Source organism: Lactobacillus sp. X-49 (genome assembly GCF_057063645.1).
This window is the reverse complement of the sequence record NZ_JBXSQM010000008.1, coordinates 60,272-83,389: the sequence shown is the minus strand read 5'-3', so window position 1 is coordinate 83,389 and position 23,118 is coordinate 60,272. Positions and strand designations below refer to the sequence as shown.

Genomic DNA, 23,118 nt, shown 5'->3' with positions numbered 1-23,118 from the left:
GGTAGGAAGCTGCCGTGCTTTTTTAATATTCCGGCTTAGCTCAGTTGGTAGAGCGCTTGACTGTTAATCAAGATGTCGTCAGTTCGAGTCTGACAGCCGGAGCAAGAAGTAAGAGGAAGGTTTAGGCTTTCCTTTTTTGTTTTGTTGTATTATGTAACATTAAATAGCTTGATCTGACGTGACTTAATTACTTCTTAAAGGTACAATATCTTATGGATACATTTATTTGAAGGAGGAAGTCTAATGGTAGGAATTGTATTGGCAAGTCATGGTGGATTTGCTGATGGAATTGCTCAATCAGCGCAAATGCTGTTTGGTGAACAAGATAATTTTGCTCATGTTATTTTGACACCTGATGAGGGGCCAGATGATATTAGAGAAAAAATGAATAGTGCAATATCTTCATTTACAAGTCAAGATGAAATATTGTTATTAGTTGATTTATGGGGTGGAACACCTTTTAATCAAGCTAATAGTTTACTTAAAGAGCATCCATCGTGGGCAATTGTTTCTGGTATGAATTTACCGATGGTTGTCGAAGCATTAACCCAGCGATTAACTAATCCTGATTTCAGTGCTCACGAAATTGCAAGTGCAGTTATTGAGCCAGCAAAGGAAGGGATTAAGACACAACCTACGACTTTAATGCCTCAAAACAAACCGGTTACTACTTCTGTAAAAGAAAATAAGAAGAAAAGTAAAGAGTCAATTCCTGAAGGAACGGTGGTTGGCGATGGACATATTAAGTTTGTTTTGGCTAGAATTGATTCACGCTTACTACATGGACAAGTTGCAACGGGTTGGATTCCAACGATGCACCCTGATAGAGTAATCGTTGTTTCAGACAGTGTGGCCAAAGATGATATGCGTAAAAGTATGATTCGTGAAGCTGCACCTGCTGGTGTAAAAGCACATACTGTACCATTAAAAAAGATGGTTGCAATTGCTAAAGATCCACGTTTTGGTAATACACATGCGTTATTACTTTTTGAAAACCCAGAAGATGTGCTAAAGGCTATTAAGGCAGGTGTTGATATCAAAACTGTCAATGTAGGATCAATGTCTTACAGTGTAGGTGATGTTAATGCTAATAATGTCTTATCAATGAATCAAGAAGATGTTGATACCTTCCATGAACTTAAAAAATTAGGCGTCAAATTTGATGTTCGAAAAGTACCAACCGATAAGTCAGGCAATATGGATGCAATTTTGAACAAAGCACAAAGTTTGCTTGATGAACAAAATAAATAAATAGGAGCAAAAAAATGAACGCTATACAAATGATTTTAGTGGTTCTTGTTGCCTTTCTAGCAGGTATGGAAGGTATCTTGGATCAATGGGAATTTCATCAACCATTAGTTGCTTGTACACTAATTGGTTTAGTTACTGGGCATTTAGATTTAGGTATTATTTTAGGTGGTCAGTTGCAAATGATTGCTCTTGGTTGGGCCAACATTGGTGCTGCAGTGGCTCCTGATGCTGCTTTAGCTTCAGTTGCTTCAGCAATTATCTTGGTACAAAGTGGTCAAGGTACTAAGGGGATTGGCATGGCGACTGGTATTGCGATGCCTTTGGCCGTTGCTGGATTATTTTTAACAATGATTGTGCGAACCATTTCAACTGCTGTTGTTCACATCATGGATGTTGATGCTAAAAATGCTAATTGGCGCAAAATTAATATGTGGCAATGGATTGATGTTTGTTTGCAGGGATTGAGAATTGCCATTCCTGCAGCATTGTTATTAGCAATTCCTGCTTCAACGGTTAAATATTGGTTAGGTTTAATGCCAACTTGGCTCAGTGAGGGCATGTCAATTGGTGGTGCCATGGTTGTAGCTGTTGGTTATGCAATGGTAATCAATATGATGGCGAGTCGTGAAGTTTGGCCATTCTTTGCCATTGGTTTTGCTTTAGCCGCAATTAAAGATTTAACTTTAATCGCTTTGGGTGCAATTGGTTTAGCAATGGCTTTAATGTACTTGGCACTCGAATCCAAAGGCGGTAGCAGCAATTCTAGTTCTGATAGTGAAGGTACCGGCGATCCACTCGGCGATATCATTGATGACTATTAAAGTGATATTCAAGAGGAGGATTTTATTATGGCTGATCAAAAAATCAAATTAACTAAAGCCGACCGCTTCAAAGTTATGTGGCACTCACAATTTTTGCAGGCTTCATGGAATTATGAAAGAATGCAAAATGGTGGTTTTGCCTATTCATTAATTCCAGCATTGCGAAAATTATATCCAAATAAAGATGACATGGCTGCTGCTTTGGAACGTCATTTGGTATTCTTCAATGTTCACCCGTACTTAGTTTCGCCAATTTTAGGTGTTACTTTAGCTTTAGAAGAAGATAAGGCTAATGGTGCAGAAGTTGGTGACGAAGCAATTCAAGGTGTTAAGGTTGGAATGATGGGACCTTTAGCAGGTGTTGGTGACCCTGTCTTTTGGTATACTGTGCGTCCAATTGTTGGAGCACTAGGAGCCTCAATGGCGATTCAAGGTAATATCTTGGGACCAATTCTATTCTTTGTTATTTGGAATGTGATTAGAATTGCTTTTATGTGGTACACACAAGAGTTTGGTTATCGTGCGGGTTCTGCAATTACTAACGATATGTCTGGCGGACTATTACAAAAGGTAACACGTGGAGCTTCCATGATGGGAATGTTTGTTTTGGGTTCCTTAATTGAGCGTTGGGTTAATATTAAATTTACGCCGATCGTTTCCCGTACTCCTGTGCAAAAGGGTGGCTACATTGATTGGAATTCGCTTCCAGCTGGTGCCAAGGGTATACAACAAGCATTGATTGCTCAAAGTAATGGCTTGTCACTAACCAAATTTAAGGTAACTACTTTACAAAACAACTTGGATACATTAATTCCAGGTTTAGCAGGTTTGTTATTGACCTTTCTATGTATGTGGCTGTTAAAGAAGAAAGTTTCACCAATTGTTATTATCATTGCGATTTTCGTTGTTGGTGTAGTTTTACATGTTTTGCATGTACTTTAATAGATAATGGTTGAATCAAGTAATTCTAAGGTTGACTTAACTGCAAGCGCAACGTGGTTTCGTGGAATTGCAACCTATGGCAAGCTCATGGTTGGCGATCACGCATTTGAATTTTATAATGAACGGAATGTAGATGATTATGTGCAAATACCGTGGGCGGAAGTGACGTATGTGGTTGCTGATGTTCATTTTGGCGGTAGGTATATCCCGCGTTTTGAGATTCGAACACGAAAAAATGGCAAGTTCATATTCTCTAGTCGTAACAATAAACACACATTGCATGCAATTAGACAATATGTACCGGCAAATAATATGCGTCAAGCGTTAGGATTGTGGCAAAAAATCAAGAGAAAAGTTAAAAACAAGTAAATAAAAATACTTAGGTTATCTGGCCTAAGTATTTTTTTTCGTTACTTAACTTTTTCTTGGCGATGAATTTTTACTAGTGTTGAGAGAATGATGAAGATTAATAAAGCGGTAATCATTGCAGTTCGATTAGCTGGTAAAATTAGTAGTAAGATGATCATCAGGATGAAAAATAGCAATGTTACATAATCTGAATATGGAAAGGCAGGCATTTGGAAATCAGTTAAGTCATGATCTCTCGTCTTTTTTCGATAAGAAATATGGGTTAAGAGCATTAAGCACCAAATAATTAAAAACATACTTGTAGCTGTCGAAGAAATAAAATTAAATGCATTGTTTCCGATAATTATAATGAGAAATGGTGCTAATTCCATTAAAATAGCCGATAAAATCAGAGCATTTTGTGGAAGTTGACGGTGCAATTGACCAAACGTTTTATTCCATTTACCCTTACCATTAAAAGTTATGGAAAAAAGTAATCTGCCAGCACTGTAGATAAAACTATTGGTAGCTGAAACTGCGGCAGAAATAACTACAAAATTAATAATTGAACCGGCATTACGTAGACCTGTTGCAGCAAGAGTTTGGACGAATGGACTAGAATTGGTGGCAACTTTATTCCAAGGAATGACGAGTAGGATTGCGACAATGGCCAATACATAAAATAAAATAATTCTTAATGGAACCTCATTAATTGCTTTTCTAATTGTTTTGGCTGGATTTTGTGCCTCTGCGGCAGTAAGTCCAACCAATTCAACCCCGACAAAACTAAAAATTACCATTTGAAAGCCGGAAAGAAAACCTGTGCCGCCTTTAGCAAAGAAGCCGCCATCGGTAGTCAAATTAGAAAAATTAACGGGACCAAAACTAGTTTTACCACCTGTTATCAGTAGATAGGCTACTAAAATAATAAAGGCGATGACCGTCACAATTTTAATAATGGCAAAACTAAATTCAAGATTGCCGAAAAGACGTGCTGATAAAAGATTGATAAAGAGCAATACAGCGACCGTAATAAGTCCAGGAACCCAAGTCGGTAGATGGGGAAACCAATATTGAAAGTAAATACCAAGTGCGGTCATTTCAGCCATTCCTAGAGAAACCCAACTAATCCAGTAGAGGTAACCAGAAATAAGACCAACGTCTTTTCCCAAATACTTTTTAATAAAATCAATATAGGTATGCTTAGATAAATCTGAAACAATTAGTTCTCCAAGCGCGCGCATTAATAAGAATAAAAAAATGCCAACAATTATATAAATTAAAATAACGCTTGGTCCAGCTAATCGAATACTGTTACCGACACCTAAGAAAAGTCCCGTTCCAATGGTTCCACCTAGTGCAATTAGTTGGATATGTGCGTTGGTTAAAGTTCGTTCATAGCCAGCATCATGTTTTGATTCATCTTTTTTACTCATTAAATCACTCCAAGTTTCCAAAATATTACATTGATATTACAACATTTGATTATAGCATTTATCAAAAGGACATGCTTATATAAAGATGAAAAATTTTTGAGTTAGTGTTTGCATATAGTATATAATTTAATGGATAAATTGAACAATTCGGTTGATAATAGTATGATGAATAATATTAATAAATAATTAGAGGGAGTAATGATATGTTTACTTTAGATGCTTTTTCACTTAATAATTTATCCATTAAGTTAGTTTTTCCGGAAACAAGTCATGCGCAAAGTTTATATAATCTTATTCAACAGGATCGATCAGAATTATCACGCTTCTTGCCTTGGGCGAATGAAATAAATGCGCTTCAGGATGAACTTGCTTTTATTAAGCTTATGCGAAGTGAGACCGCGGAATATAAAAAATTGGCATTAGTGATTCTTGTGAATAACCAACCAGCGGGTATGGTTGATCTGCATGATATAAAGCTAAATCATCAAAGTGCGGAAATTGGTTATTGGCTTGGACAAAAATATCAGGGTAAAGGAATTATGACTGAATCGGTAAAACGTTTGGTACAAATTTCATTTAGTAATTTAAGTTTGCATCGTTTAAACCTCTTGGCCGATCATCGAAATAAAGCTAGTAGAGCAATCGCACAAAGATTAAAATTTGATCATGTTGCATTATTGAAAGATGAAGTAAAATATCACGGACAGTTTTGTGATATGGATTTGTATACAGTTATTAATTCTACAAACTAAAAAACGTACTGGTATTTATCACCAGTACATTTTTTAGTTTAATCTTCATAACCATTAGGATGAGTTTGGTGCCATTTCCATGCACTTGCAATGAGATCTTCAGCACTTTCATGTTTTGGTTGCCAATGTAAGATGGTTCTAGCTTTAGTGGAGTCAGCAACAAGACTATCCGGATCACCGTTACGTCTTGGTCCGATTGTGTAAGGGATCTTAGTTCCGGTAACTTTACGAGCAGCTTGTAAAATTTCTAAATTGGAGTAGCCGCGTTCAGTACCTAAATTAAAGACATCTGATAGGTTAGTTTTGATTAAATATTGTAGTGCTAAAATATGAGCATCAATTAGATCGGTCACTTGAATGTAGTCACGTACATTAGTACCATCTTGCGTATCGTAGTCATTACCAAAAATAGTGAACTTATTATCTCCTTTAACGGCACTATTTAAAATATTTGGGATAAGATGTGTTTCGGGTGCATGATCTTCACCTGTTTGTCCGTCCTTTGATGCCCCGGCAACGTTGAAATATCTTAGCGCAACTGATTTGATACCATTAGCTTTGTCGGCCCAGTGCATGATTTTCTCCATCATTAATTTAGTATCACCATATGGATTAATTGGATTTAATGGTGAGTCTTCAGTAATTGGCAACGTTTGAGGAATGCCATAAGTTGCAGCACTAGAAGAAAAGACAAGGTAATTTACCTTTGCATCCTGCATTGCCTCAAGAAGTGCAATCATTCCCCAAACATTATTATCGTAATATTTAAGTGGATTTTTCATGGATTCTGGTACTAGTGAGTATGCAGCAAAGTGCATAACAGCATCAATTTTTTCATTACGTAGAATTTGACTCACTAGAAATTTGTTTTCGATACTACCTTGATAAAATTTAGCTCGAGAATCTACAGCCTTGCGGTGTCCAGTATAAAGGGCGTCAAGAACGACAACTTCATAGTCAGCATCAAGTAATTGCCGTACAGCGTTTGAGCCAATGTATCCAGCACCACCAACAACCAATATACGCATAGTTACCTCCATATATTATAACCTTTGCTATAAATTTTAGCACAGTTAAGGTGGTTAAAATAGTGAATATTGACAGGATAATAATTTTGCAATAAACTTACTTTTAGTAAGACCAATTAGAGAGGATAGGACTAAATGATTCATAATTCAACAATTGATAAACAAATTAACCACAGGTCAATTAGACAATTTAAAAACAAGAGTTTGAATCAAGAGCAATTAACAACGTTGTACACAGTTTTTCAACATACGGCAACAAGTTTATTTATGCAGAATGCATCGCTTCTGCATATTACCGATGAAGAAAAAAGAGCAAAAATTCGCCAGCTATGTAACCAAAAGTATGTAGGGGCTGAAGGTGATTTGTTTATTTTTATAGTTGACTTATATCGCAATCAGCAAATTCGCCAGCAACTAGGTCAAGATGATGGTCGTGTACATACAACGGATGTCTTTTTGCAAGGATTGGATGATACGTTACTTGCATGGCAAAATGTGGCTAATGCGGTGGAAAGTATGGGCTTAGGTTATGTGCCGCTAGGAACAATTAATGACCATCCGCTAGCGCTACTTGAGGTATTAGATTTGCCGAAACTGACTTTTCCTGCACTGGGGATGCAAGTAGGGGTTCCTGATCAAAACCCGCAATTAAAACCACGTTTACCACTAAAATTCACTACTTTTGAAAATAATTATCCACAAGATTTCAATGTTGATGAGTTAAAAGACTATGACCAAACTGTGGAAAAATATTATGATTTACGAGCAACTAACCATCGCATTGATTCTTTCACTAAACAAATAACTGGTGCCAAGTTAGCTAATAAAAAAATTGCGCGCGACCAGTTACCACAACTACTCCATCAACAGGATTTATGCCTTGACTGGAAATAATAAATAAAAGTCATTCATTTGTTTGCATGACTTTTTTTGTTTTGGTATAATTTTAATGTTACCAAAAACGCTGATTTAGCTCAGTTGGTAGAGCGTTTCCCTCGTAAAGAAAAGGTCGCCAGTTCGACTCTGGCAATCAGCATAATAAAGGCAAATATAGCATTAAAGTCCGTTGTATCAATCTTGATATGACGGGCTTTTGTTTGTTATAAAGTATTTTAAATAGTTGTAAATTAATGTGAATTGTTGTGGTTAGTCACATTACAGGTCACACAAAGTAAAATAAATAAGAAATTGGTTGTCATTAATTTTTGTGGAATTAACATAACCCTTGATGCAGCAAGCTTAATTGCCTGCTTTTTTGTGTGACTGAGTGTGACTAGAAATAATTTGATACGTAAACACATATTAATTAATTTCAAAGTCATGCAACTATACAAAGAAATTAAAAAGATGTAAAATTTGTTCAATTAAATAATTTGAGGTTGGAGTTATTGAAACTTTCAAGATTTGCTTCTTTGGGTCAGGAAGCAACTTGGAAGTTTTTTTGTTTATGGAGATAAAAATATTTATGGAATTTATTCAAGAATTAGTATTAATTTTGTTGGCATCAACAGTACTAGGACAAATATTTGTCCGCTTTGACATGCCTGCAGTAATAGGAGAGTTATTAGCAGGAGTACTTTTGGGAACAGCTGTGTTGAATTGGGTTAGACCAAGTAATTTAATCAGTGTATTTTCACAAATCGGCGTTATTTTACTAATGACACTAGCTGGAATGGAAAGTGACATTAACTTATTAAAGAAATGTTTTAATGTAAGCTTTTGCGTTGCTAGTGTAGGTGTGATTTTGCCAATTATTTTAATGGGTATAGCTAGTTATTTATATGGAGTAAAACCCTTAGAAGCAATATTAATTGGAATAATTTTCTCTGCAACAAGTGTATCGATTTCTGCTATTGTGCTAGAAGAAAAGCATCAACTTCATAGCATAGCTGGTACAACTATTTTAGGTGCAGCAGTTGTAGATGATATTCTTTCAGTAATTGTATTGGACCTATTTACTACCTTTAGCCAAGGAACAGGAAATAAACAGCCAACTAATAATATTATGGTTAATACGATAATTCAATTATTATTTTTTTTCCTTCTTTATTTACTTTATAAATTTGTACCATACCTAAAAGTGCTTTTTTTAAGAATTAAAAATAATCAGATAGTGAATATTATTTCTTTATTGCTAATATTTACTGTGTCCTGGATTGCTGAAGCAGTGGGTTTGTCAGCCATTATTGGTGCGTATTTTTGTGGGTTGGCTATTAGACAATTGGAAAATTATAAAAAGGTATATAAAGCTATTTCCAATATTGGCTATGAAATGTTTATCCCTATTTTCTTTGTTAATATTGGATTGATGTTAACATTCAAAAATTTTTATAAGGAATTAGTATTTATTTTGATAATGATTATTTTAGCAATTGCTTCTAAATTTTGGGCTGGTAAATATACTAGCAGAATTTTGGGTTTATCTAAGAGTAGTAGTGATATTGTGGGTGCTGGAATAATTTCACGTGGTGAAGTAGCCTTAATTGTTGCCCAAATGGGTTGCAATAGTCGATTATTATCTGAGAATATATATTCTAGTTTAATAATAGTAATTGTTGTAACTACAATTTTGTCACCAATTGTCCTTAATTATTTCATTAAAAAGGCTAATAGTGATGTTGATTAATTTGCTATAATACACTGTTTAAATTTATGGTATTAATTGTGGATTACGAGCTTTTATTTATTATAGATTGTTGGAATAATGGTAAATAATATATTTAGTAATTGACTTAAATTTAGCTTTAGGTATTACAATTTTAGTAAATTAAAAGGAGGTAATCAAAATGCAAAGAGCAAAAGTAATTGTCCAGATGTGAAGTTCTTTTTTGCTATTGCGACTTTACGGTTATAGGAATTTACTGCGAGTGTCACCATTGACTGGTTGCGGTAAATTCCTAGCAGTCCGAATAACTTTTATAGAAAACTTAGAATAGGATAAGTTTTGTTATCGTTTTGTACTATAATAATAGTAAAATTAAAGAAATTGGCTTTTCTAGTTAATTAACAAACATTTTGCTTTGAGACAGGTTGATCCTAATTGCGAGGTTAAAAATGATTATTGATACTCAAGAACTGCAAAAAAAGTTTTAGAAAATAAACGAGAAACGAATTTATAAAGGTGGAAATAAATATTTGAAATGATTTTAACTCAAGAATAATAAACTGACTATATAAAGTATTGATTGGCTGTCAAGCACGTTGGTGTGTTTTGAGAAATCTTTTGATTTTGAAGGAATAATTATTAATATGAAAAGTTTAAAAAAGATCACAAACAAAGTTTTATATCTTTGTTTGTTTATGATATTATCTATAATTATCCAAATCCCTACAATAAGTGAAGGCTTTTTTGGGGGAGAAAGTTCGAAAAATATAAATTTATTTTTACATGTTGCGATAACATTTTTTAGTACGATAATTATATTTCTGATTGTTTATACTGTTTATCATCGTTTGAATTCCAAACCAATATTTGTGAAAAATAATATTATTAGAAGTTATAGTTTTGCAGTTTTATTTGCATTACTTTCACAGATTTTACAGTTTGCTATTACAGTGCTTGAAAAAGGAAACGATCAAGATTTAGAGTTACTAGCCGCTTCACAATCAAAACTTGCGCCAATTTTAATAATTACGTTAGTTTTGATTTCTCCACTTTTAGAGGCAATGGTATGGCAAGGAATTTTACAGGGCGGTATTTTAAAAGATATACCTCCTTTTTTTTCAATAATAATTACGAGCGTATTATTCGCATTTGCTCATGGTTATTCCTTTAACTATAAAACTTTAGAGTTATTATGTTCAGGAATTTCGTATTCTATTTTATATTATGTGACTGATGATTTGGGATCAGTAGTATTTTGTCACGGTTTATCAAATTTAATTGTCTATTTAATAAATTTTGTTTTTTGATCTTACTGTTATCCAAATCTATTTGTGCATCATAGTACTTAAAGAACATAATAAATTAAACCCAAAAGCTCAGTTAACTAGTTATAGCTAAGCTTTTTGGTTGTCTTTTTAATTTTATTAATTTGGCATTTTTCTTTAGTTTGGAAGAAACTTGTATAATTTTTGCTTCTTCAATTTTTGTTATGGGAACATAATATGGATGTGAGTATTCATTTTATCAAGTGAATTATTTAAATTATAAATAACATTTAATAGGATGAATTCACTTTCCTGAATTGTTATTTCTAAGGAAGTATAGATAAAATCATCATCTATATAAGAGCTGTTAATTTTAGACAAGGGTAATTTTCAAAAAGCATAATAAGATAAATTTCTAGTTTTTAATGTGTATGCTTCCCTTTCAAAATGATGAATTTCTTGTCCCATTGAAGCACTATAATTTGCATCTAACCAGTATCACTGAAGTTATAAAATTATCGCTATAATACCCATTTTATGTATAGTCTAGCTCATTTCTATACTTATCGAGTCGAGGTTATATACGGCATCATATAGTTGAGCAACCTTATCTAGCTTTTTACTGATCAAAATTTTTTTAAAAGTTTCATTGTTGATGAAAAAACATATACCTTTGAACAGTTTAAGCGGCGAATTCATTCAATTCATATTATATCAAAATTTATTGTGGAATTTTTTCAAGATAACGAATCTGAGTTTGAATAATTATTTGATGTTAAGTAAAAACAATGGAAGAAGATGAAAAAATGTTTGGCAATGAGTTATTAAATGATAGACAAATAGCAGATATAGGGGATAATTAGAAATGGATGTATTAATAGATAATAATTATAAAGAATTATAAGACGATGAACTAAATAACATATATGATGGTAGGTTTGATTTCTGCTTAGGAGCTGTTGCAAGTGCTATTTGGGAATTTTGCGATGGCTATAAATGACTACTGGGTATGATGCGGGTCAAAAAGAGTACCTAATAGAAATGCTTAAAACATCTCCACTAGCAGTGTTTATTATTTTTGGAAATATAATAATAGCTCCAGTATTAGAAGAAATATTATTTAGAGGTATATTACAATCTAATTTTTTTAAAAAAATAAATCCTATAATTAATATCTTTCTAACTGCATTTATTTTTGCATTCTTACATTCTGGACAAATTGATTGGGGGACCGTAGAAAATTTTGTTTTAGGCATAGGATTGGGAATTTCATGTTTTTATTCAAATAGTATAGTTCAAACAATAGCTGTGTATATGGTTAATAATTTATTAGCTATTTTGATTGGACTTTTTTAATATGTGTCATAACATAATATTTGAAGTTTTAAAATAAAATTAGTGATACTTCAATATATAAAGTTTTAGATCTTTCTAGTTTAGCAAATGTGTTTTGGGGATCAATGAATAATTATATCCATCACTAGTTTTGGTTGCACTTATAAAAGAAGTTTGGTAATAAGCGACTTATTCTTTTTAGCAGTTTCGATAATTGCGTCAAGTACTTTAATATCTGACTTGGCAAATTCATTAATGATTTCTTTTGTAATACGCATATTTCCTTCGGGTATACCTTTCCCCAAAGAAATATACGTTTTTTTAGTTTGTAGGGATTTTTCTAGTGCTATTTTACCAGTAGTTAAAGCTTCATGGAAAAACATTATTAAACTTGCGGAAGATAGTTCTTCGGAAGATACAGCCCCAGCAATTAATTTATTAGAACTCATGAAATAATCAAAAGCTTCAGAAAAGTTAATAATACTAAGAACAAAATTGGCTACGGGAGCAATAAATTGATATTTTGTATATAAAATTTTTTCTTCTAATGTGCCAGCAGTTAGTATATATACGTCATCCGTAAAAAAATTCTTATCCCGAATTTCTTCAAGATATTTAACAGCATAGTTATATACATCAAATAAATATTTGGCAACTTCTTGTCCGTTGTCGAATATGGTATCAATATATTTCTTTTTTAGAGTACAAATAATTGCTGCTCTTTGGACTGGATTTTCGGGTCTAGTAGGATTGGTGGAAAAATCCAATTAGTAAAAGTTGAGCTAGCAGCTTTTTTACCATATTCATCAATGCGGATGGGTATTTTATCTGCTTCTATAAAAATATTCCAATTTATATCTTCAATAATTTCAAACTTTTTCTTGTTTTTATCTTCCCTATATTCAGTTAATAACTTAGGAAATTTGTTTTTAGGTTTAGGACATTCTGGCATAGCTTTTGTCTCCTTTATTATTTTTACTACCCATCATTTTGTATAAGAATGATGGGCTATATTTTTGCTCTAATAGGTATCATACTTAGCCATGAAGATTAAATCTGATTGCAATCAAGCAAATTTTAATTAGTTGAATAGTATACAAAGAAAATTTACGCCTAATTATGTAAGCGCATATAAAAGAATGTCAGTTACAGAATATTAGATGCTATTTTGGCTCGTTAGATAATATTGTAAAAAATCCTGTTACTTTATAAGCCTTGTATAAGTTCTTCCGTAATGATGAGATGACTGTACCAGATGAAAAATATGTTTTTTCTGATCAAGAAATCATGGCTATTATTACGGACATCAGAAAAAGATTAATTACAATTAAACCTAATTTTCGGTGCAGTTGCTTGGCAATTTGGCTAGCTTTAGAAACAGGAATGCGACCGCAAGAGATTCAGGCTTTGAAATGGTCAAATATAATTAAAGATCATGGAAAAGTAGTGTTTGAAATTTGCGATTCTTGGAATAGCAAAGCAAAAAAGCTAAACGGTCATTTAAAAAGTAGGCATAAAGGTGCTATTACAAGAATAAGGTTTAGATAATAAGCAAAACTAAATTTTATTAGCATTGACTACCTATAATCTATGTGGGTTAGGAATGCCTATTGATCAACGTGGGTTAAATGAATTGATGCGTAAAATTTGTAAAAAGGTTGGAGTTAAAAACAATGACTTGCGTGTTAGTATGTATACTTGCCGTCATACAGTAGCAACTAAGCTAGCAAATATTCCAGGTATTAGTTATCCTTGGGTAGCTTATCGGTTAGGTCATTAATTAAAAATTTTTATGAAAGTTTATATTCATGTTGCCCAGGATAAGAATGAAGATATGTTAAAGATCGTTAGTTCACAATTAGTCACACAAAATTAGATACAACGGTTATAAATGCTAGATAGTAAAGCTTTAAGGGTTATTTTAACACTGGCAATCAGCATAAATTAAGTTTGTAAAAGTTAATTATCCTTTGTGTATCAGCATTTTAAACAGATACGCGAAGAATAATTTGATAATTAAGAACACAAACGAAACATAAAAATTACTGTGTTCAAAAAATATTAACTTGTAATAAGTGAAAATAAAAAGATAAAGGCGTTTTGTAAGCGTTTCACCTATGTAGTGCAAAAAAATATTTTTTTTTCATACTAGAATTTGTAATGATTATGAGGAAAATAAGTTAATGTAGTTGAAAGGAAAAATACTATGAGTAAAAAAATATTGTTAATTTGTGGTTCAGGAGCATCTTCAGGATTTATGGCAGCTAATATGCGAAAAGCGGCCAAAAAAGAAGGATTAGATATCAAGGTTCAAGCTAGAAGCGAAGCAGAACTTGCTGATTATGCTAATGATATTGATGCGTTGATGGTTGGTCCGCATTTGAAAGCAGAATTTGAAGCCATTAAAGAGCGTGTACCTCAGAAAGTGAAAGTTATTTTAATGAAACCTGATTACTATTCTATTCTTGATGGAAGAGGAGCAGTAGATCATTTAATGTCGGTTTTAAACCAATAAAATAGTTGTGAGGGAGTTTGAAAATGAACGGCTTTATGAATGTCTTGAACACTAAATTTGCACCTAAAGCTCAGAAAATTGCAAATAATCAATGGATAGTTACAATAAAGAATTCAATCCTAGAAGTTTTGCCTTTTATTTTTGTAGGATCTCTAATCACATTGTTGAATATTCCTACTAATTTTTGGAAATGGTGGCCTAATTTATCTCCGATTAATAATTTTACCTTTGGATTGACCTCGATTTTTGTGGCATTTTTAGTACCCTTCAATTTTATGGAGTTTAAAAAAATTAATAAACAAAGAATTATTGCAGGTTTGTCATCAGTAGCTCTTTTTCTAATGTTAGCTAATCCTAATTGGGATAAAACTGGAAGTATAATTTCTTATAAATTTTCTGAATTGGGTGCTGGAGGTATGTTTGTTGCTTTAGTTGAAGGTGCTTATGTCGCTTTGATCATGGAGATTTTTGCTAAATTTAGTTTTTTCAGTGATGATACTTCAATGCCTGATTTTGTTACAGCATGGTTTGATTCTATGCTACCAATAGCAGTGATTATTGCTACAGGTTGGTTGTTGAGTGATGTATTGCATTTTGATTTTTATCAATTAATAATAAATATTTTTTCTCCTTTAGCATCTTCTTTAGATACTTGGTGGGGATTTTCACTATTCTTGTTTTTTCAATGCTTTATATATTCAATGGGAATTTCAGGTTGGGTCCTAGCAGCTATTGATCAACCCGTTATGTTAGCTGGAATAGCTGCTAACTCTCATGCTTTTAGTTCTAATCATGCTGTAACACATATTTTTACCAGTGAACTAGTCTATAGCTTTCCATGGATTGGTGGAGTGGGATGTACACTGCCATTGGTTTTGTTAATGCTCTTTTTGGCTAAATCAAACAGGCTGAAAGCTTTAGGAAAAGCTTGTATCTTACCTTCTATATTTAATATAAATGAACCTATTGTTTTCGGTACAATTGTTTGGAATCCATATTTAATGATTCCATTATGGATTAACGGCTTTTTACTACCATTAATTACTGCCGTTTGGTTTCAAACAGGTCTATCACCTATTCCGCATGAATTAATGCAAATGTGGTATTTACCATTTCCATTTGCAGCATGGATTGTCAGTCCAGCAGTTAGTTCAATTCTTTTAGTAGTTATTTTATTTATAATCGGAGGATTGGTCTATTATCCATTTTTTAAAGTTTATGACAAAAATTTAGTGAACCAAGAATTAGAAAGCAAGTAATAATTAAATATGACAGAAAACAATCTTAATAAAACAGAAAATGAATCAATCAAAAATACTATGGAAATTATTCTTCATGCAGGTGATGCACGAGAAAATATTGCTAAGGCTTTAGATGATTTGGCCGTTTTTGATTATAATTCTGCTAAAGCTGAAATGGATGAGGCTAGTAAAAAGTTAATAATTGCACATCGTTTACAAACAAGTAAAATTCAAGAAGAGGCGGAAGGAAAACCAATTAAATATTCAGTATTGTTTACCCATGCTCAAGATACACTAATGACTATTAATAGCGAATATATCCTTGTAAAACATTTAATCAAAGTATTTGAAGAACGAGATGCTAAAGAAAGAGGGAAAGTTTATGACAATCGAAATGAGAAAAAATAAATATCCAGTTTTTTCTAAAAGTTTTCTGTGGGGTGGAGCACAGGCTGCTAGTCAAGCAGATGGCGCCTACCAAGAAGATGGCAAAGGTCTAAATTCTTCTGATGTACAACCTTATCTTAAAGGTTTATCTAATGAACAAATCCAAGCTATTGAAGAAAGGGGAATGACAATTGAAGAAGTTAGAAAAAATCTTCAAGATAAAAATAATTTCTATCCTAAGCGTTATGGTATTAATTTTTACCATACCTATAAAAAAGATTTAAAGATTTTGTCTGATGCTGGGTTTAAAACTTTTAGAACATCACTTGATTGGTCAAGAATTTTTCCAAATGGTGATGAAAAAAAACCAAATGTTTCAGCACTTGAGCATTATTCAAAAATGATTGATTATATGTTGGAACTTGGTATTGAACCAATTATTACAATGAATCATTATGAAACTCCAGTTAATATTACTTTGAAATATGGTGGATGGCCTAACAAGGCCGTGATCCCAATGTTTGAAAATTTTGGCAAGGTCTTATTAGACTGGTTTGGAAATCGAGTTAAATATTGGATTGTAGTTAACCAAATTAATATGGTTCAGATTGAACCTTGGCTTTCAGTGGGTGTTGCCTGTGATCAGTATAGTAATCAGGAACAGGCTTTATATCAGGCAATGCACAATCAATTTGTAGCTGCTGCATGGATTAAAAAATATGCTACGTCTTTAAACTTTCCTGATTTACATATAGGAACGATGGTCGCTGATGGCACGGTCTATCCAGCTACTAGCAAACCAGATGATGTCATTTTGGCAATGCAACAAAATAGAATGCAATATTTTGTAACAGATGTGCAATTTAGAGGAGAGTATCCAAAATTTGCTTTGAATTATTTTGACGATAATAATATTAAATTAAATATAACTAGTAAAGAGCTTGATTTAATCAAACAAAATAGAATGGATTTTTTGGCTATTTCTTATTATTATTCTCGTATGGTAGATTCTACAAAAAATAAGATGAAACCAGCTGATAATATACCAAATCCAAATTTAAAAACCAGTGAATGGGGATGGTCGATTGATCCTTTGGGGCTATATAATACTTTATCCCAATATTATGATCGCTATCAAAAACCGATCATAGTAGCTGAAAATGGTTTTGGATCATATGATAAATTAGAAAGTAATTATAAAGTTCATGATGAATATCGTATAAGTTATTTAAGGGAGCATATTGAGCAAGTTGGTCACGCTATTCATGATGGTGCAAATGTTATTGCTTATTGTGTTTGGGGGCCACTTGATATAGTTTCTTGTTCATCGCAGCAAATGTCTAAAAGATATGGTTTTGTTTATGTGGATTTAGATGATGAAGGAAATGGAAGCGGGAAGCGATATCTTAAAGATAGTTATTATTGGTATAAGAATGTAATTAAATCTAATGGATTAGAAATTTAAAAGTAAATATACTATGCTTGGAAAAGATAAATTATTACTATATTTACAAAAGAGATCTGGTTGGCATACAGCACAAGAGTTAGCAATTGAAATTGGCTTATCTAAGCGGACGGTAAAAAATTATATTCAACAATTAAGAAAACAAAATAATAAAATTTTATCGAGTACAAAAGGTTATCAGTATATTTCTTCCTCATCAAAAGATAATCGGAATAGTTTACCTGTAAGTAATGAGGAACGCATAAATTTTATCATTAATTTTATGATAACTAATAATTCAACAGTTAATTTATATGATTTAGCAGAAAAGCTATTCGTGAGTGAATCAACAGTTTTACAAAATTTAAAAGACGTTAAGCAGGAGGTAGAACGTTTTGGTATAAAGTTGAATAGGAATGGTGATTTTTGGAGTTTAGAGGGTAGCGAACGGCAAAAGCGAAGTTTATTAAGTTCTTTAATATATGAAGAATCTTCAGGAATATTCATGAATCAAAATATAATTCAGCAAAACTTTCCTGAATTAAAAATCAATCAGCTTCGAACAATGATTTCTAATATTTTTAAAAAAGAAAATATATATTTGAATACTTTTGAATTAAATAATATTTTACTTCATTTTGCAATTGCATTGGATCGCTCTAAGCAAGGTCATCAAATTGATTATATAGATGAACAAAGAATTGTTAGTAATAACGGAATAGGATTAAAAATAGTTAATCAATTAATAAAGCAACTGCATGTAAATTTCTCTACACCAGATTGTCAAGAATTAGCGTTAGTAATTGAGACAGATTTAGGTAACGAGAGTACTGTCCAAAATATTATTTCTATCGAAACAAAGAAGCTAGTTGATGATCTTATTGAGTATGTTTGGCAAATTTACGCTATTGATCTTAACACTCAAAGTTTTAAAAAACGCTTTTCTCTTCATTTAGATAGATTAATCATAAGGTCTAGATTAAAAGTCAACGAACACAATCCTATTTCAGCAAATATAAAATTTTCTTCGCCTACTATTTATGAATGTGCGGTTATTATGGCACATAGAATATCGGAAAAAACTAAAATAAAAATTAATGATAGTGAAATAGGTTACATTGCTCTACATATAGGAAATGCAATGGCAGAACAAATAACTAATAAGCAAAAATTATCAGTTGTAATAGTTATTCCTGAATATTATGACAACGCTATGGTTTTACTTGAAAATTTACAAAAAAATTTTTCGGCAAAAATAAATGTTGTCAAAGTTGTTCATGATCCGGCTCAGATAAAATATTTTCAAAATTCGATAGATTTACTTATTTCAGTAGGTTCCGATTATATTGACTCACATTTTACCACAGTATGCATTTCTCAGTTTTTGTTACCATATGATATCAAAATTTTAAATTTAGCAATAAATAATAAGCGACATCAGAATAGAAAGATTAGGTTTCAAAAGCAATTATCTAATTTTTTTAGTAAAAACAATTTTATCAATAATAAAAATATACAAAACATTGATCAAGTATTTAATATTGTAAGTAAAAGTTTTACTCAACAAGGTATAGTAGATAAAAGTTTTATTTGTTTACTTAATCAACGTGAAAAAATGTCTTCCACAGCTTTTGGAAAAGTTGCAATTCCTCATTCGCTTAATATGTCGGCTAAGAAAAGTCGAGGATTTATTGTTATTAATCCCAATGGAATTAGTTGGAGCGATAATAATAAAGTATATTTAGTCATTGCTTTAGCAATTGATCCAAATAATAAGCAGTTATTTAGAGATGTCTTTGATGAACTATCTAATGTGGTGACTAATATCAACAATGTTAGTCGATTAATTAAATGCAATACCTATGAACAATTTATTAAAAATCTTGTAGATATGTTATAAAAATTATAAATTATATAGGTAAAGAAACATTAATAATTGTAACTAGTTTAGCCATTATTTAAAAAATAAAGTAAGTAAAAACAACATAATTCGCGTTTAAATTCAAAATTATGTTGTTTTTTATTTAAAGTCTAAAGAATGAACTTTTATTTGTTAAGCTCTTTAAGCATAATAATCAATAATATCTTTTAAAAGTTTGGGCAGCACCTTCCATACCAGTGCCCTCTTCATAGTATTTCTTAAATCGTTCATCACAAACATACATTGTAGCCAAATTTTTGTGATTCGTAGATGAATATAACTAGCTAGGCCACATCATCAGTAAATATTCTTTATGCAAAGTAAAAAGTTGTTTAGCAGCAGGCTGTTAAAAATCAGTAGTACTAACTAGTGGCTTTAACTGAACCAAAATTTGTTTAGTGATTTGTTCTAAATGATTAAATTCTTTTTTGGACAGAGCATAGACTGTTTGCTTACTCGTAGCAATAAGATCATTACCATATTTAGTACGAATTTCTTTACCATACATTTTTTCATTATCATTAATTTTTTGCGACTTAAAGGCAATAAATTTTTCTTGATCGCTCATGTTCATGGGTGTTTTTCCTTTCATCGATGTAAGTGTTTGATCTAGGTTATCAATCAATGCCGTTAATCGGTTTTTCTCAGCTATTATTTTTTGACGTTATTGTTTTAAAACTTGATATTGGATTGCAGTAGAACTTTGCATGATTTTTTTGATTTACGCTAAAGGTAAGTCGAATAATCTTAAAAACATTATCTTTTGTAGTTGATCAACTTCGATTTTATTATAATAACGATAATTATTTTTAGGGTTATGACGAGCAATTAATAGTCCTGTCTTGTAATAAAAACGTAAAGTTCTGATTGAAATTCCTGTTAATTTAACTAATTTGGTGATTGAATACGTCATAATTAAATCTCCTCACTTAAATAAGTTGAAGATAACGTCGAATCATTTTATTAGCTAAATTAAATAAATGTTAATAAAAAATAAAAAATTATCTTTATTTAATGATGTATAACTTGTGGTATGAAATATTATTAAATTGTTAATTGATAAATGCTTTGTTAATTTTCCTTACTATCTTTTCCTTGAACAATATGTTCAACGATCATTTCAACAAATATACAGAATAGAGATTGCAAATCAGCTGAAGTACTATAAACAAAGGATTTTCCAGGTAAAATGATACAATTTTTAAAAAAAGCTCTCAATTTAGTATTGGGATTAAATGTTATTAAGTAACCCTCGGATAATTTACTAATTGGTTCTGCAATATATTTTTTCAAATCTGCTTCATCTCCACTGATCGAAAACACAATAAATGTATCACTTTTATTAATCAAACCTGTCCAGTGAGAAGCAGCTATGTAGTTGTCGGTATAAAAAGTTGGCTTATTCAAATCTTGCATGCACATTGCCAACTGTTTAGCAGGAATACTGGAATAGTAAATCCCAAGTATAAAGTTATTTCTGGAATTAATTAACGCATTAGTTAATTTATCTAATTTTTTTTGATCAATATTTTGAAAATTGTTGACTACTTTCACATATTTTTTTAGATATTCAGATTTATTACTATTAGGATCGCTTTTTTGAAACAAAAAATTTTTAAGTTGAAATTTAAATTCTTTAAAACCATCATAGCCAAGTTTTTGACAATATCTTTGCACTGAAGCCACTGATGTCTGTGCATCAGTAGCTATTTTTTGAATTGTCATCAATTGAACATGAGCAGGATGCTCTAAAATAATTTGATAAACCTTTTTTTCGGATTTAGATAAAATACTATTTTTGGGTTTTAAAAATTCAGCTAATTCCATGTTTACCTCACTTTATATATATATTTTATCATATTATTTGTTGTTAACGTTTTCTTTAAGTGGTAATATTTATTTGTAAATAATATCATTTCGTTTGATAAAATTATCATAAAATAAAAAGTGAGGACAAATTATGGACTATCATAAATTAGCCAACCAAATCGTTAAAGATATTGGGGGAGAAGAAAATGTTATTAGTCTTACCCATTGTATGACCCGTTTAAGATTTTCACTTAAGGATGTCAAGAAGGTAAATAAAAAAAAGTTATTAGATATTGATGTTGTACTTGGAACTGTATATGCTGGGGGTCAGTATATGGTTATTCTAGGTTCAAATCTTATACCAACGTATAATGCTGTAGTTAAAGATTTTAATTTAGATACTAAAAAAGCTATCAATGAAAATTTAGATCCATCCGAAAAAACTAACTGGACTTGGAAAAATGCTGGTAAAAAGATATTGGACTTTATCCAGGCTTCTGTTACTCCAATAATTCCAGGTTTAATTGCTGGTGGAATGTTTAAAGTGGTTTTAATTTTAATTACTACTTTTCTTAATCAAAATTTTGCTAAAACGTCAAGCTATATGCTTTTGTCGGCAATTGCAGATGCACCCTTTTATTTTATGCCAATTGTCGTGGCCTATGGCGCCTCAATAAAATTAGGTAGTACACCAACTTACGCAATGATGTCAACTGGAGCACTATTGTATCCAACATTTCATGATTTAGTGAATCAGTTGGTAGCTAATCCACATATTGAAGCACCTGCCCTCTTTGGCTTGCCAGTTAAGATATTAAATTATGGTACTTCATTATTACCTGCTTTATTAATATCCGTTGTCGCCTATTTGGTAGAAAAATATTTAAATAAAATTGTTCCAGGTATTTTTAAATCTGTGTTTGTAGGTATGGGGACAATTTTTATTTCAGGTTCTTTAGGTTTTTTAATTCTTGGTCCTTTAGGAAATTATTTAGGACAGATTATAGCAACTGTAGTTATGTTTTTAAGTAAGACAGTTGGACCTTTGGCAGTTGGTTTACTTGCAGCGGTACTACCATGGTTGGTAATGACTGGGATGCACACAGTTTTATCACCATTTATGCCACAGCTAATTAGCAATCCAGGTTATGATCCGATTCTTCGTCCAGCTTTTTTGCTACATAACATGTCTGAAGGTGGAGCAAATATTGGCGTTGCTTTAAAAACTAAAAATAAAAAATTACGTAATCAAGCTTGGTCATTAGCAGTAGGTGCAATTGTTGCAGGAGTAACTGAGCCCTCTCTTTACGGAATTAACTTGAAATATAGAAAACCAATGTATGGCGTTATGGCTGGTGGTTTTACTGGTGGATTAGTTGCCGGACTTTTAGGTGCTAAAGCATTTATAATGGGTTATTCAAATATTTTAGCACTTCCTATTTTTGAAAAAACTGTAGTAGCAATAGTAGTGGGAATAGGTACATCAATAATTGTTTCTGCAGCTGTAACCTATTGCTTAGGTATTGATCAGGAGAAAAATACAGAGTCAATTACAGAGCCAGTTCATAAAGATTTCCCTGATAGTGCATTTGTGGCAATTTGTGATGGTACTTTGGAGCCTCTAAGTGAAGTAAATGATGAAGCTTTTTCATCAGGAGCATTAGGAAATGGAGTAGCATTTAAATTAACTAGCAATTTTATATGCTCGCCAGTTAATGGTAAAATAACAGCTTTATTTCCTACTGGACATGCTTTTGGCATAACTACTAAAAATGGTATAGAGGTTTTAGTTCATATAGGAATTAATACTGTAAACCTTAAAGGAAAAGGTTTTGATGTACTTGTTCATCAAGGAGATGATATTAGGGCCGGGGAGCCAGTTGTTAGGGTAGACAGAAAATTTATTGAAAAGCAAGGTTATGATTTAACCACGATTTTAGTTATTACAAATTCGAAAAACCAAAAAATTCAACTTAAAGATAATGGAAAAGTTTCTGTAGGATTTTTATTAAATTGAT

The 23,118-nt window shown here is 31.8% G+C and carries 25 protein-coding genes, 2 tRNA genes and 1 other annotated feature; of the genes, 19 read left to right on the top strand and 8 right to left on the bottom strand.

Features of this window, described 5'->3' with window-relative positions; genetic code table 11:
- Positions 1-29: 29 nt before the first annotated feature.
- The 5 genes from ACYIAQ_RS05515 to ACYIAQ_RS05495 all read left to right on the top strand — a co-directional run bounded on the left by ACYIAQ_RS05515 (position 30) and on the right by ACYIAQ_RS05495 (position 3,383).
- Positions 30-102, top strand: a tRNA-Asn gene (locus ACYIAQ_RS05515).
- 141 nt (positions 103-243) lie between these two features.
- Positions 244-1,251 (top strand): mannose/fructose/sorbose PTS transporter subunit IIA, encoded by a 1,008-nt coding sequence (locus ACYIAQ_RS05510; protein WP_483562809.1) that lies wholly within the window; start codon positions 244-246, stop codon positions 1,249-1,251.
- A gap of 14 nt (positions 1,252-1,265) precedes the next feature.
- Positions 1,266-2,072: a PTS mannose/fructose/sorbose transporter subunit IIC gene (locus ACYIAQ_RS05505; RefSeq protein ID WP_483562808.1), complete on the top strand. Its 807-nt coding sequence runs from the start codon at positions 1,266-1,268 to the stop codon at positions 2,070-2,072.
- Positions 2,073-2,099: 27 nt separating this feature from the next.
- Entirely contained in the window at positions 2,100-3,014 is a 915-nt protein-coding gene (locus ACYIAQ_RS05500; RefSeq protein WP_122017760.1) for a PTS system mannose/fructose/sorbose family transporter subunit IID, read from the top strand.
- Positions 3,015-3,020: 6 nt separating this feature from the next.
- Positions 3,021-3,383, top strand: a complete 363-nt coding sequence (locus ACYIAQ_RS05495) for a DUF956 family protein (RefSeq protein WP_483562807.1) — start codon at positions 3,021-3,023, stop codon at positions 3,381-3,383.
- 41 nt (positions 3,384-3,424) lie between these two features.
- On the opposite strand, the gene ACYIAQ_RS05490 is transcribed toward ACYIAQ_RS05495, so the two are convergent.
- Entirely contained in the window at positions 3,425-4,798 is a 1,374-nt protein-coding gene (locus ACYIAQ_RS05490) for an amino acid permease (RefSeq protein ID WP_483562806.1), read from the bottom strand.
- Positions 4,799-5,001: 203 nt separating this feature from the next.
- Here ACYIAQ_RS05490 and ACYIAQ_RS05485 point away from each other — a divergent pair, with 203 nt between their 5' ends.
- Positions 5,002-5,550 (top strand): GNAT family N-acetyltransferase, encoded by a 549-nt coding sequence (locus ACYIAQ_RS05485; RefSeq protein ID WP_483562805.1) that lies wholly within the window; start codon positions 5,002-5,004, stop codon positions 5,548-5,550.
- Positions 5,551-5,588: 38 nt separating this feature from the next.
- Here ACYIAQ_RS05485 and galE read toward each other — a convergent pair whose 3' ends face one another.
- On the bottom strand, positions 5,589-6,578 hold the full coding sequence (gene galE / locus ACYIAQ_RS05480; protein WP_483562804.1) for a UDP-glucose 4-epimerase GalE: 990 nt from the start codon (positions 6,576-6,578) through the stop codon (positions 5,589-5,591).
- Between the two features lie 135 nt (positions 6,579-6,713).
- Here galE and ACYIAQ_RS05475 point away from each other — a divergent pair, with 135 nt between their 5' ends.
- From ACYIAQ_RS05475 to ACYIAQ_RS05455, 5 genes are all read left to right on the top strand, one after another.
- Positions 6,714-7,472 (top strand): NADPH-dependent oxidoreductase, encoded by a 759-nt coding sequence (locus ACYIAQ_RS05475; RefSeq protein WP_483562803.1) that lies wholly within the window; start codon positions 6,714-6,716, stop codon positions 7,470-7,472.
- Positions 7,473-7,541: 69 nt separating this feature from the next.
- Positions 7,542-7,614: transfer RNA gene (locus ACYIAQ_RS05470), tRNA-Thr, on the top strand.
- A 341-nt stretch (positions 7,615-7,955) separates the two neighbouring features.
- Positions 7,956-8,004: a sequence feature (sodium ion sensor (DUF1646 type); this cis-regulatory element may regulate processes involved in with the transportation of sodium ions), on the top strand.
- 39 nt (positions 8,005-8,043) lie between these two features.
- The gene (locus ACYIAQ_RS05465; protein WP_483562802.1) at positions 8,044-9,204 is read left to right on the top strand and encodes a cation:proton antiporter; all 1,161 of its coding nucleotides are present in this window, start codon (positions 8,044-8,046) and stop codon (positions 9,202-9,204) included.
- 623 nt (positions 9,205-9,827) lie between these two features.
- Entirely contained in the window at positions 9,828-10,490 is a 663-nt protein-coding gene (locus ACYIAQ_RS05460; protein WP_483562801.1) for a lysostaphin resistance A-like protein, read from the top strand.
- A 954-nt stretch (positions 10,491-11,444) separates the two neighbouring features.
- Complete coding sequence (locus tag ACYIAQ_RS05455; protein WP_483562800.1) at positions 11,445-11,804, top strand: lysostaphin resistance A-like protein; 360 nt, start codon at positions 11,445-11,447, stop codon at positions 11,802-11,804.
- Positions 11,805-11,944: 140 nt separating this feature from the next.
- Here the strand turns inward: ACYIAQ_RS05455 and ACYIAQ_RS05450 are convergent, their stop codons facing one another.
- Positions 11,945-12,550 (bottom strand): hypothetical protein, encoded by a 606-nt coding sequence (locus tag ACYIAQ_RS05450; RefSeq protein WP_483562799.1) that lies wholly within the window; start codon positions 12,548-12,550, stop codon positions 11,945-11,947.
- On the bottom strand, positions 12,481-12,735 hold the full coding sequence (locus ACYIAQ_RS05445) for a hypothetical protein (protein ID WP_483562798.1): 255 nt from the start codon (positions 12,733-12,735) through the stop codon (positions 12,481-12,483). The genes ACYIAQ_RS05450 and ACYIAQ_RS05445 overlap by 70 nt, the downstream gene beginning before the upstream one ends.
- Positions 12,736-13,025: 290 nt before the next feature.
- Between ACYIAQ_RS05445 and ACYIAQ_RS05440 the strand changes: the two genes are divergently transcribed.
- The 7 genes from ACYIAQ_RS05440 (at position 13,026) to ACYIAQ_RS05410 (ending at position 19,270) form a co-directional block, all read left to right on the top strand.
- Positions 13,026-13,331 (top strand): site-specific integrase, encoded by a 306-nt coding sequence (locus ACYIAQ_RS05440; RefSeq protein WP_483562797.1) that lies wholly within the window; start codon positions 13,026-13,028, stop codon positions 13,329-13,331.
- Positions 13,332-13,386: 55 nt separating this feature from the next.
- A complete protein-coding gene (locus tag ACYIAQ_RS05435) occupies positions 13,387-13,563 on the top strand; it encodes a hypothetical protein (RefSeq protein WP_483562796.1) in 177 nt (58 codons plus the stop codon).
- Positions 13,564-13,989: 426 nt separating this feature from the next.
- Complete coding sequence (locus ACYIAQ_RS05430) at positions 13,990-14,298, top strand: PTS sugar transporter subunit IIB (protein ID WP_483562795.1); 309 nt, start codon at positions 13,990-13,992, stop codon at positions 14,296-14,298.
- A gap of 23 nt (positions 14,299-14,321) precedes the next feature.
- Positions 14,322-15,557: a PTS sugar transporter subunit IIC gene (locus ACYIAQ_RS05425; RefSeq protein ID WP_483562794.1), complete on the top strand. Its 1,236-nt coding sequence runs from the start codon at positions 14,322-14,324 to the stop codon at positions 15,555-15,557.
- Positions 15,558-15,566: 9 nt separating this feature from the next.
- The gene (locus ACYIAQ_RS05420) at positions 15,567-15,947 is read left to right on the top strand and encodes a PTS lactose/cellobiose transporter subunit IIA (RefSeq protein ID WP_483562793.1); all 381 of its coding nucleotides are present in this window, start codon (positions 15,567-15,569) and stop codon (positions 15,945-15,947) included.
- On the top strand, positions 15,922-17,391 hold the full coding sequence (locus ACYIAQ_RS05415; RefSeq protein WP_483562792.1) for a glycoside hydrolase family 1 protein: 1,470 nt from the start codon (positions 15,922-15,924) through the stop codon (positions 17,389-17,391). The genes ACYIAQ_RS05420 and ACYIAQ_RS05415 overlap by 26 nt, the downstream gene beginning before the upstream one ends.
- A gap of 13 nt (positions 17,392-17,404) precedes the next feature.
- Positions 17,405-19,270, top strand: coding sequence for a BglG family transcription antiterminator (locus ACYIAQ_RS05410; protein WP_483562791.1), 1,866 nt, complete (start codon positions 17,405-17,407; stop codon positions 19,268-19,270).
- Between the two features lie 175 nt (positions 19,271-19,445).
- Here the strand turns inward: ACYIAQ_RS05410 and ACYIAQ_RS05405 are convergent, their stop codons facing one another.
- The 4 genes from ACYIAQ_RS05405 to ACYIAQ_RS05390 form a co-directional block, all read right to left on the bottom strand.
- Positions 19,446-19,535 carry a hypothetical protein gene (locus ACYIAQ_RS05405; protein WP_483562813.1) on the bottom strand — a complete coding sequence of 30 codons (90 nt, stop codon included), beginning with the start codon at positions 19,533-19,535 and terminating at the stop codon, positions 19,446-19,448.
- A gap of 102 nt (positions 19,536-19,637) precedes the next feature.
- Positions 19,638-19,865 carry a hypothetical protein gene (locus tag ACYIAQ_RS05400; RefSeq protein ID WP_483562790.1) on the bottom strand — a complete coding sequence of 76 codons (228 nt, stop codon included), beginning with the start codon at positions 19,863-19,865 and terminating at the stop codon, positions 19,638-19,640.
- Positions 19,866-20,012: 147 nt separating this feature from the next.
- A complete protein-coding gene (locus ACYIAQ_RS05395; protein ID WP_483562789.1) occupies positions 20,013-20,204 on the bottom strand; it encodes a MerR family transcriptional regulator in 192 nt (63 codons plus the stop codon).
- Positions 20,205-20,362: 158 nt separating this feature from the next.
- Complete coding sequence (locus ACYIAQ_RS05390; protein WP_483562788.1) at positions 20,363-21,118, bottom strand: MurR/RpiR family transcriptional regulator; 756 nt, start codon at positions 21,116-21,118, stop codon at positions 20,363-20,365.
- A 133-nt stretch (positions 21,119-21,251) separates the two neighbouring features.
- Here ACYIAQ_RS05390 and ACYIAQ_RS05385 point away from each other — a divergent pair, with 133 nt between their 5' ends.
- On the top strand, positions 21,252-23,117 hold the full coding sequence (locus tag ACYIAQ_RS05385) for a glucose PTS transporter subunit IIA (RefSeq protein ID WP_483562787.1): 1,866 nt from the start codon (positions 21,252-21,254) through the stop codon (positions 23,115-23,117).
- The last annotated feature ends 1 nt before the right edge of the window (position 23,118 follow it).

Bases quoted from the DNA above. Each gene is read 5' to 3' on its own strand.
- ACYIAQ_RS05510 (WP_483562809.1), top strand. From the start codon at position 244: ATGGTAGGAATTGTATTGGCAAGTCATGGTGGATTTGCTGATGGAATT.
- ACYIAQ_RS05505 (WP_483562808.1), top strand. From the start codon at position 1,266: ATGAACGCTATACAAATGATTTTAGTGGTTCTTGTTGCCTTTCTAGCA.
- ACYIAQ_RS05500 (WP_122017760.1), top strand. From the start codon at position 2,100: ATGGCTGATCAAAAAATCAAATTAACTAAAGCCGACCGCTTCAAAGTT.
- ACYIAQ_RS05495 (WP_483562807.1), top strand. From the start codon at position 3,021: ATGGTTGAATCAAGTAATTCTAAGGTTGACTTAACTGCAAGCGCAACG.
- ACYIAQ_RS05490 (WP_483562806.1), bottom strand. From the start codon at position 4,798: ATGAGTAAAAAAGATGAATCAAAACATGATGCTGGCTATGAACGAACT.
- ACYIAQ_RS05485 (WP_483562805.1), top strand. From the start codon at position 5,002: ATGTTTACTTTAGATGCTTTTTCACTTAATAATTTATCCATTAAGTTA.
- galE (WP_483562804.1), bottom strand. From the start codon at position 6,578: ATGCGTATATTGGTTGTTGGTGGTGCTGGATACATTGGCTCAAACGCT.
- ACYIAQ_RS05475 (WP_483562803.1), top strand. From the start codon at position 6,714: ATGATTCATAATTCAACAATTGATAAACAAATTAACCACAGGTCAATT.
- ACYIAQ_RS05465 (WP_483562802.1), top strand. From the start codon at position 8,044: ATGGAATTTATTCAAGAATTAGTATTAATTTTGTTGGCATCAACAGTA.
- ACYIAQ_RS05460 (WP_483562801.1), top strand. From the start codon at position 9,828: ATGAAAAGTTTAAAAAAGATCACAAACAAAGTTTTATATCTTTGTTTG.
- ACYIAQ_RS05455 (WP_483562800.1), top strand. From the start codon at position 11,445: ATGACTACTGGGTATGATGCGGGTCAAAAAGAGTACCTAATAGAAATG.
- ACYIAQ_RS05445 (WP_483562798.1), bottom strand. From the start codon at position 12,735: ATGCCAGAATGTCCTAAACCTAAAAACAAATTTCCTAAGTTATTAACT.
- ACYIAQ_RS05440 (WP_483562797.1), top strand. From the start codon at position 13,026: ATGACTGTACCAGATGAAAAATATGTTTTTTCTGATCAAGAAATCATG.
- ACYIAQ_RS05435 (WP_483562796.1), top strand. From the start codon at position 13,387: ATGCCTATTGATCAACGTGGGTTAAATGAATTGATGCGTAAAATTTGT.
- ACYIAQ_RS05430 (WP_483562795.1), top strand. From the start codon at position 13,990: ATGAGTAAAAAAATATTGTTAATTTGTGGTTCAGGAGCATCTTCAGGA.
- ACYIAQ_RS05425 (WP_483562794.1), top strand. From the start codon at position 14,322: ATGAACGGCTTTATGAATGTCTTGAACACTAAATTTGCACCTAAAGCT.
- ACYIAQ_RS05420 (WP_483562793.1), top strand. From the start codon at position 15,567: ATGACAGAAAACAATCTTAATAAAACAGAAAATGAATCAATCAAAAAT.
- ACYIAQ_RS05415 (WP_483562792.1), top strand. From the start codon at position 15,922: ATGACAATCGAAATGAGAAAAAATAAATATCCAGTTTTTTCTAAAAGT.
- ACYIAQ_RS05410 (WP_483562791.1), top strand. From the start codon at position 17,405: ATGCTTGGAAAAGATAAATTATTACTATATTTACAAAAGAGATCTGGT.
- ACYIAQ_RS05405 (WP_483562813.1), bottom strand. From the start codon at position 19,535: ATGTATGTTTGTGATGAACGATTTAAGAAATACTATGAAGAGGGCACT.
- ACYIAQ_RS05400 (WP_483562790.1), bottom strand. From the start codon at position 19,865: ATGAACATGAGCGATCAAGAAAAATTTATTGCCTTTAAGTCGCAAAAA.
- ACYIAQ_RS05395 (WP_483562789.1), bottom strand. From the start codon at position 20,204: ATGACGTATTCAATCACCAAATTAGTTAAATTAACAGGAATTTCAATC.
- ACYIAQ_RS05390 (WP_483562788.1), bottom strand. From the start codon at position 21,118: ATGGAATTAGCTGAATTTTTAAAACCCAAAAATAGTATTTTATCTAAA.
- ACYIAQ_RS05385 (WP_483562787.1), top strand. From the start codon at position 21,252: ATGGACTATCATAAATTAGCCAACCAAATCGTTAAAGATATTGGGGGA.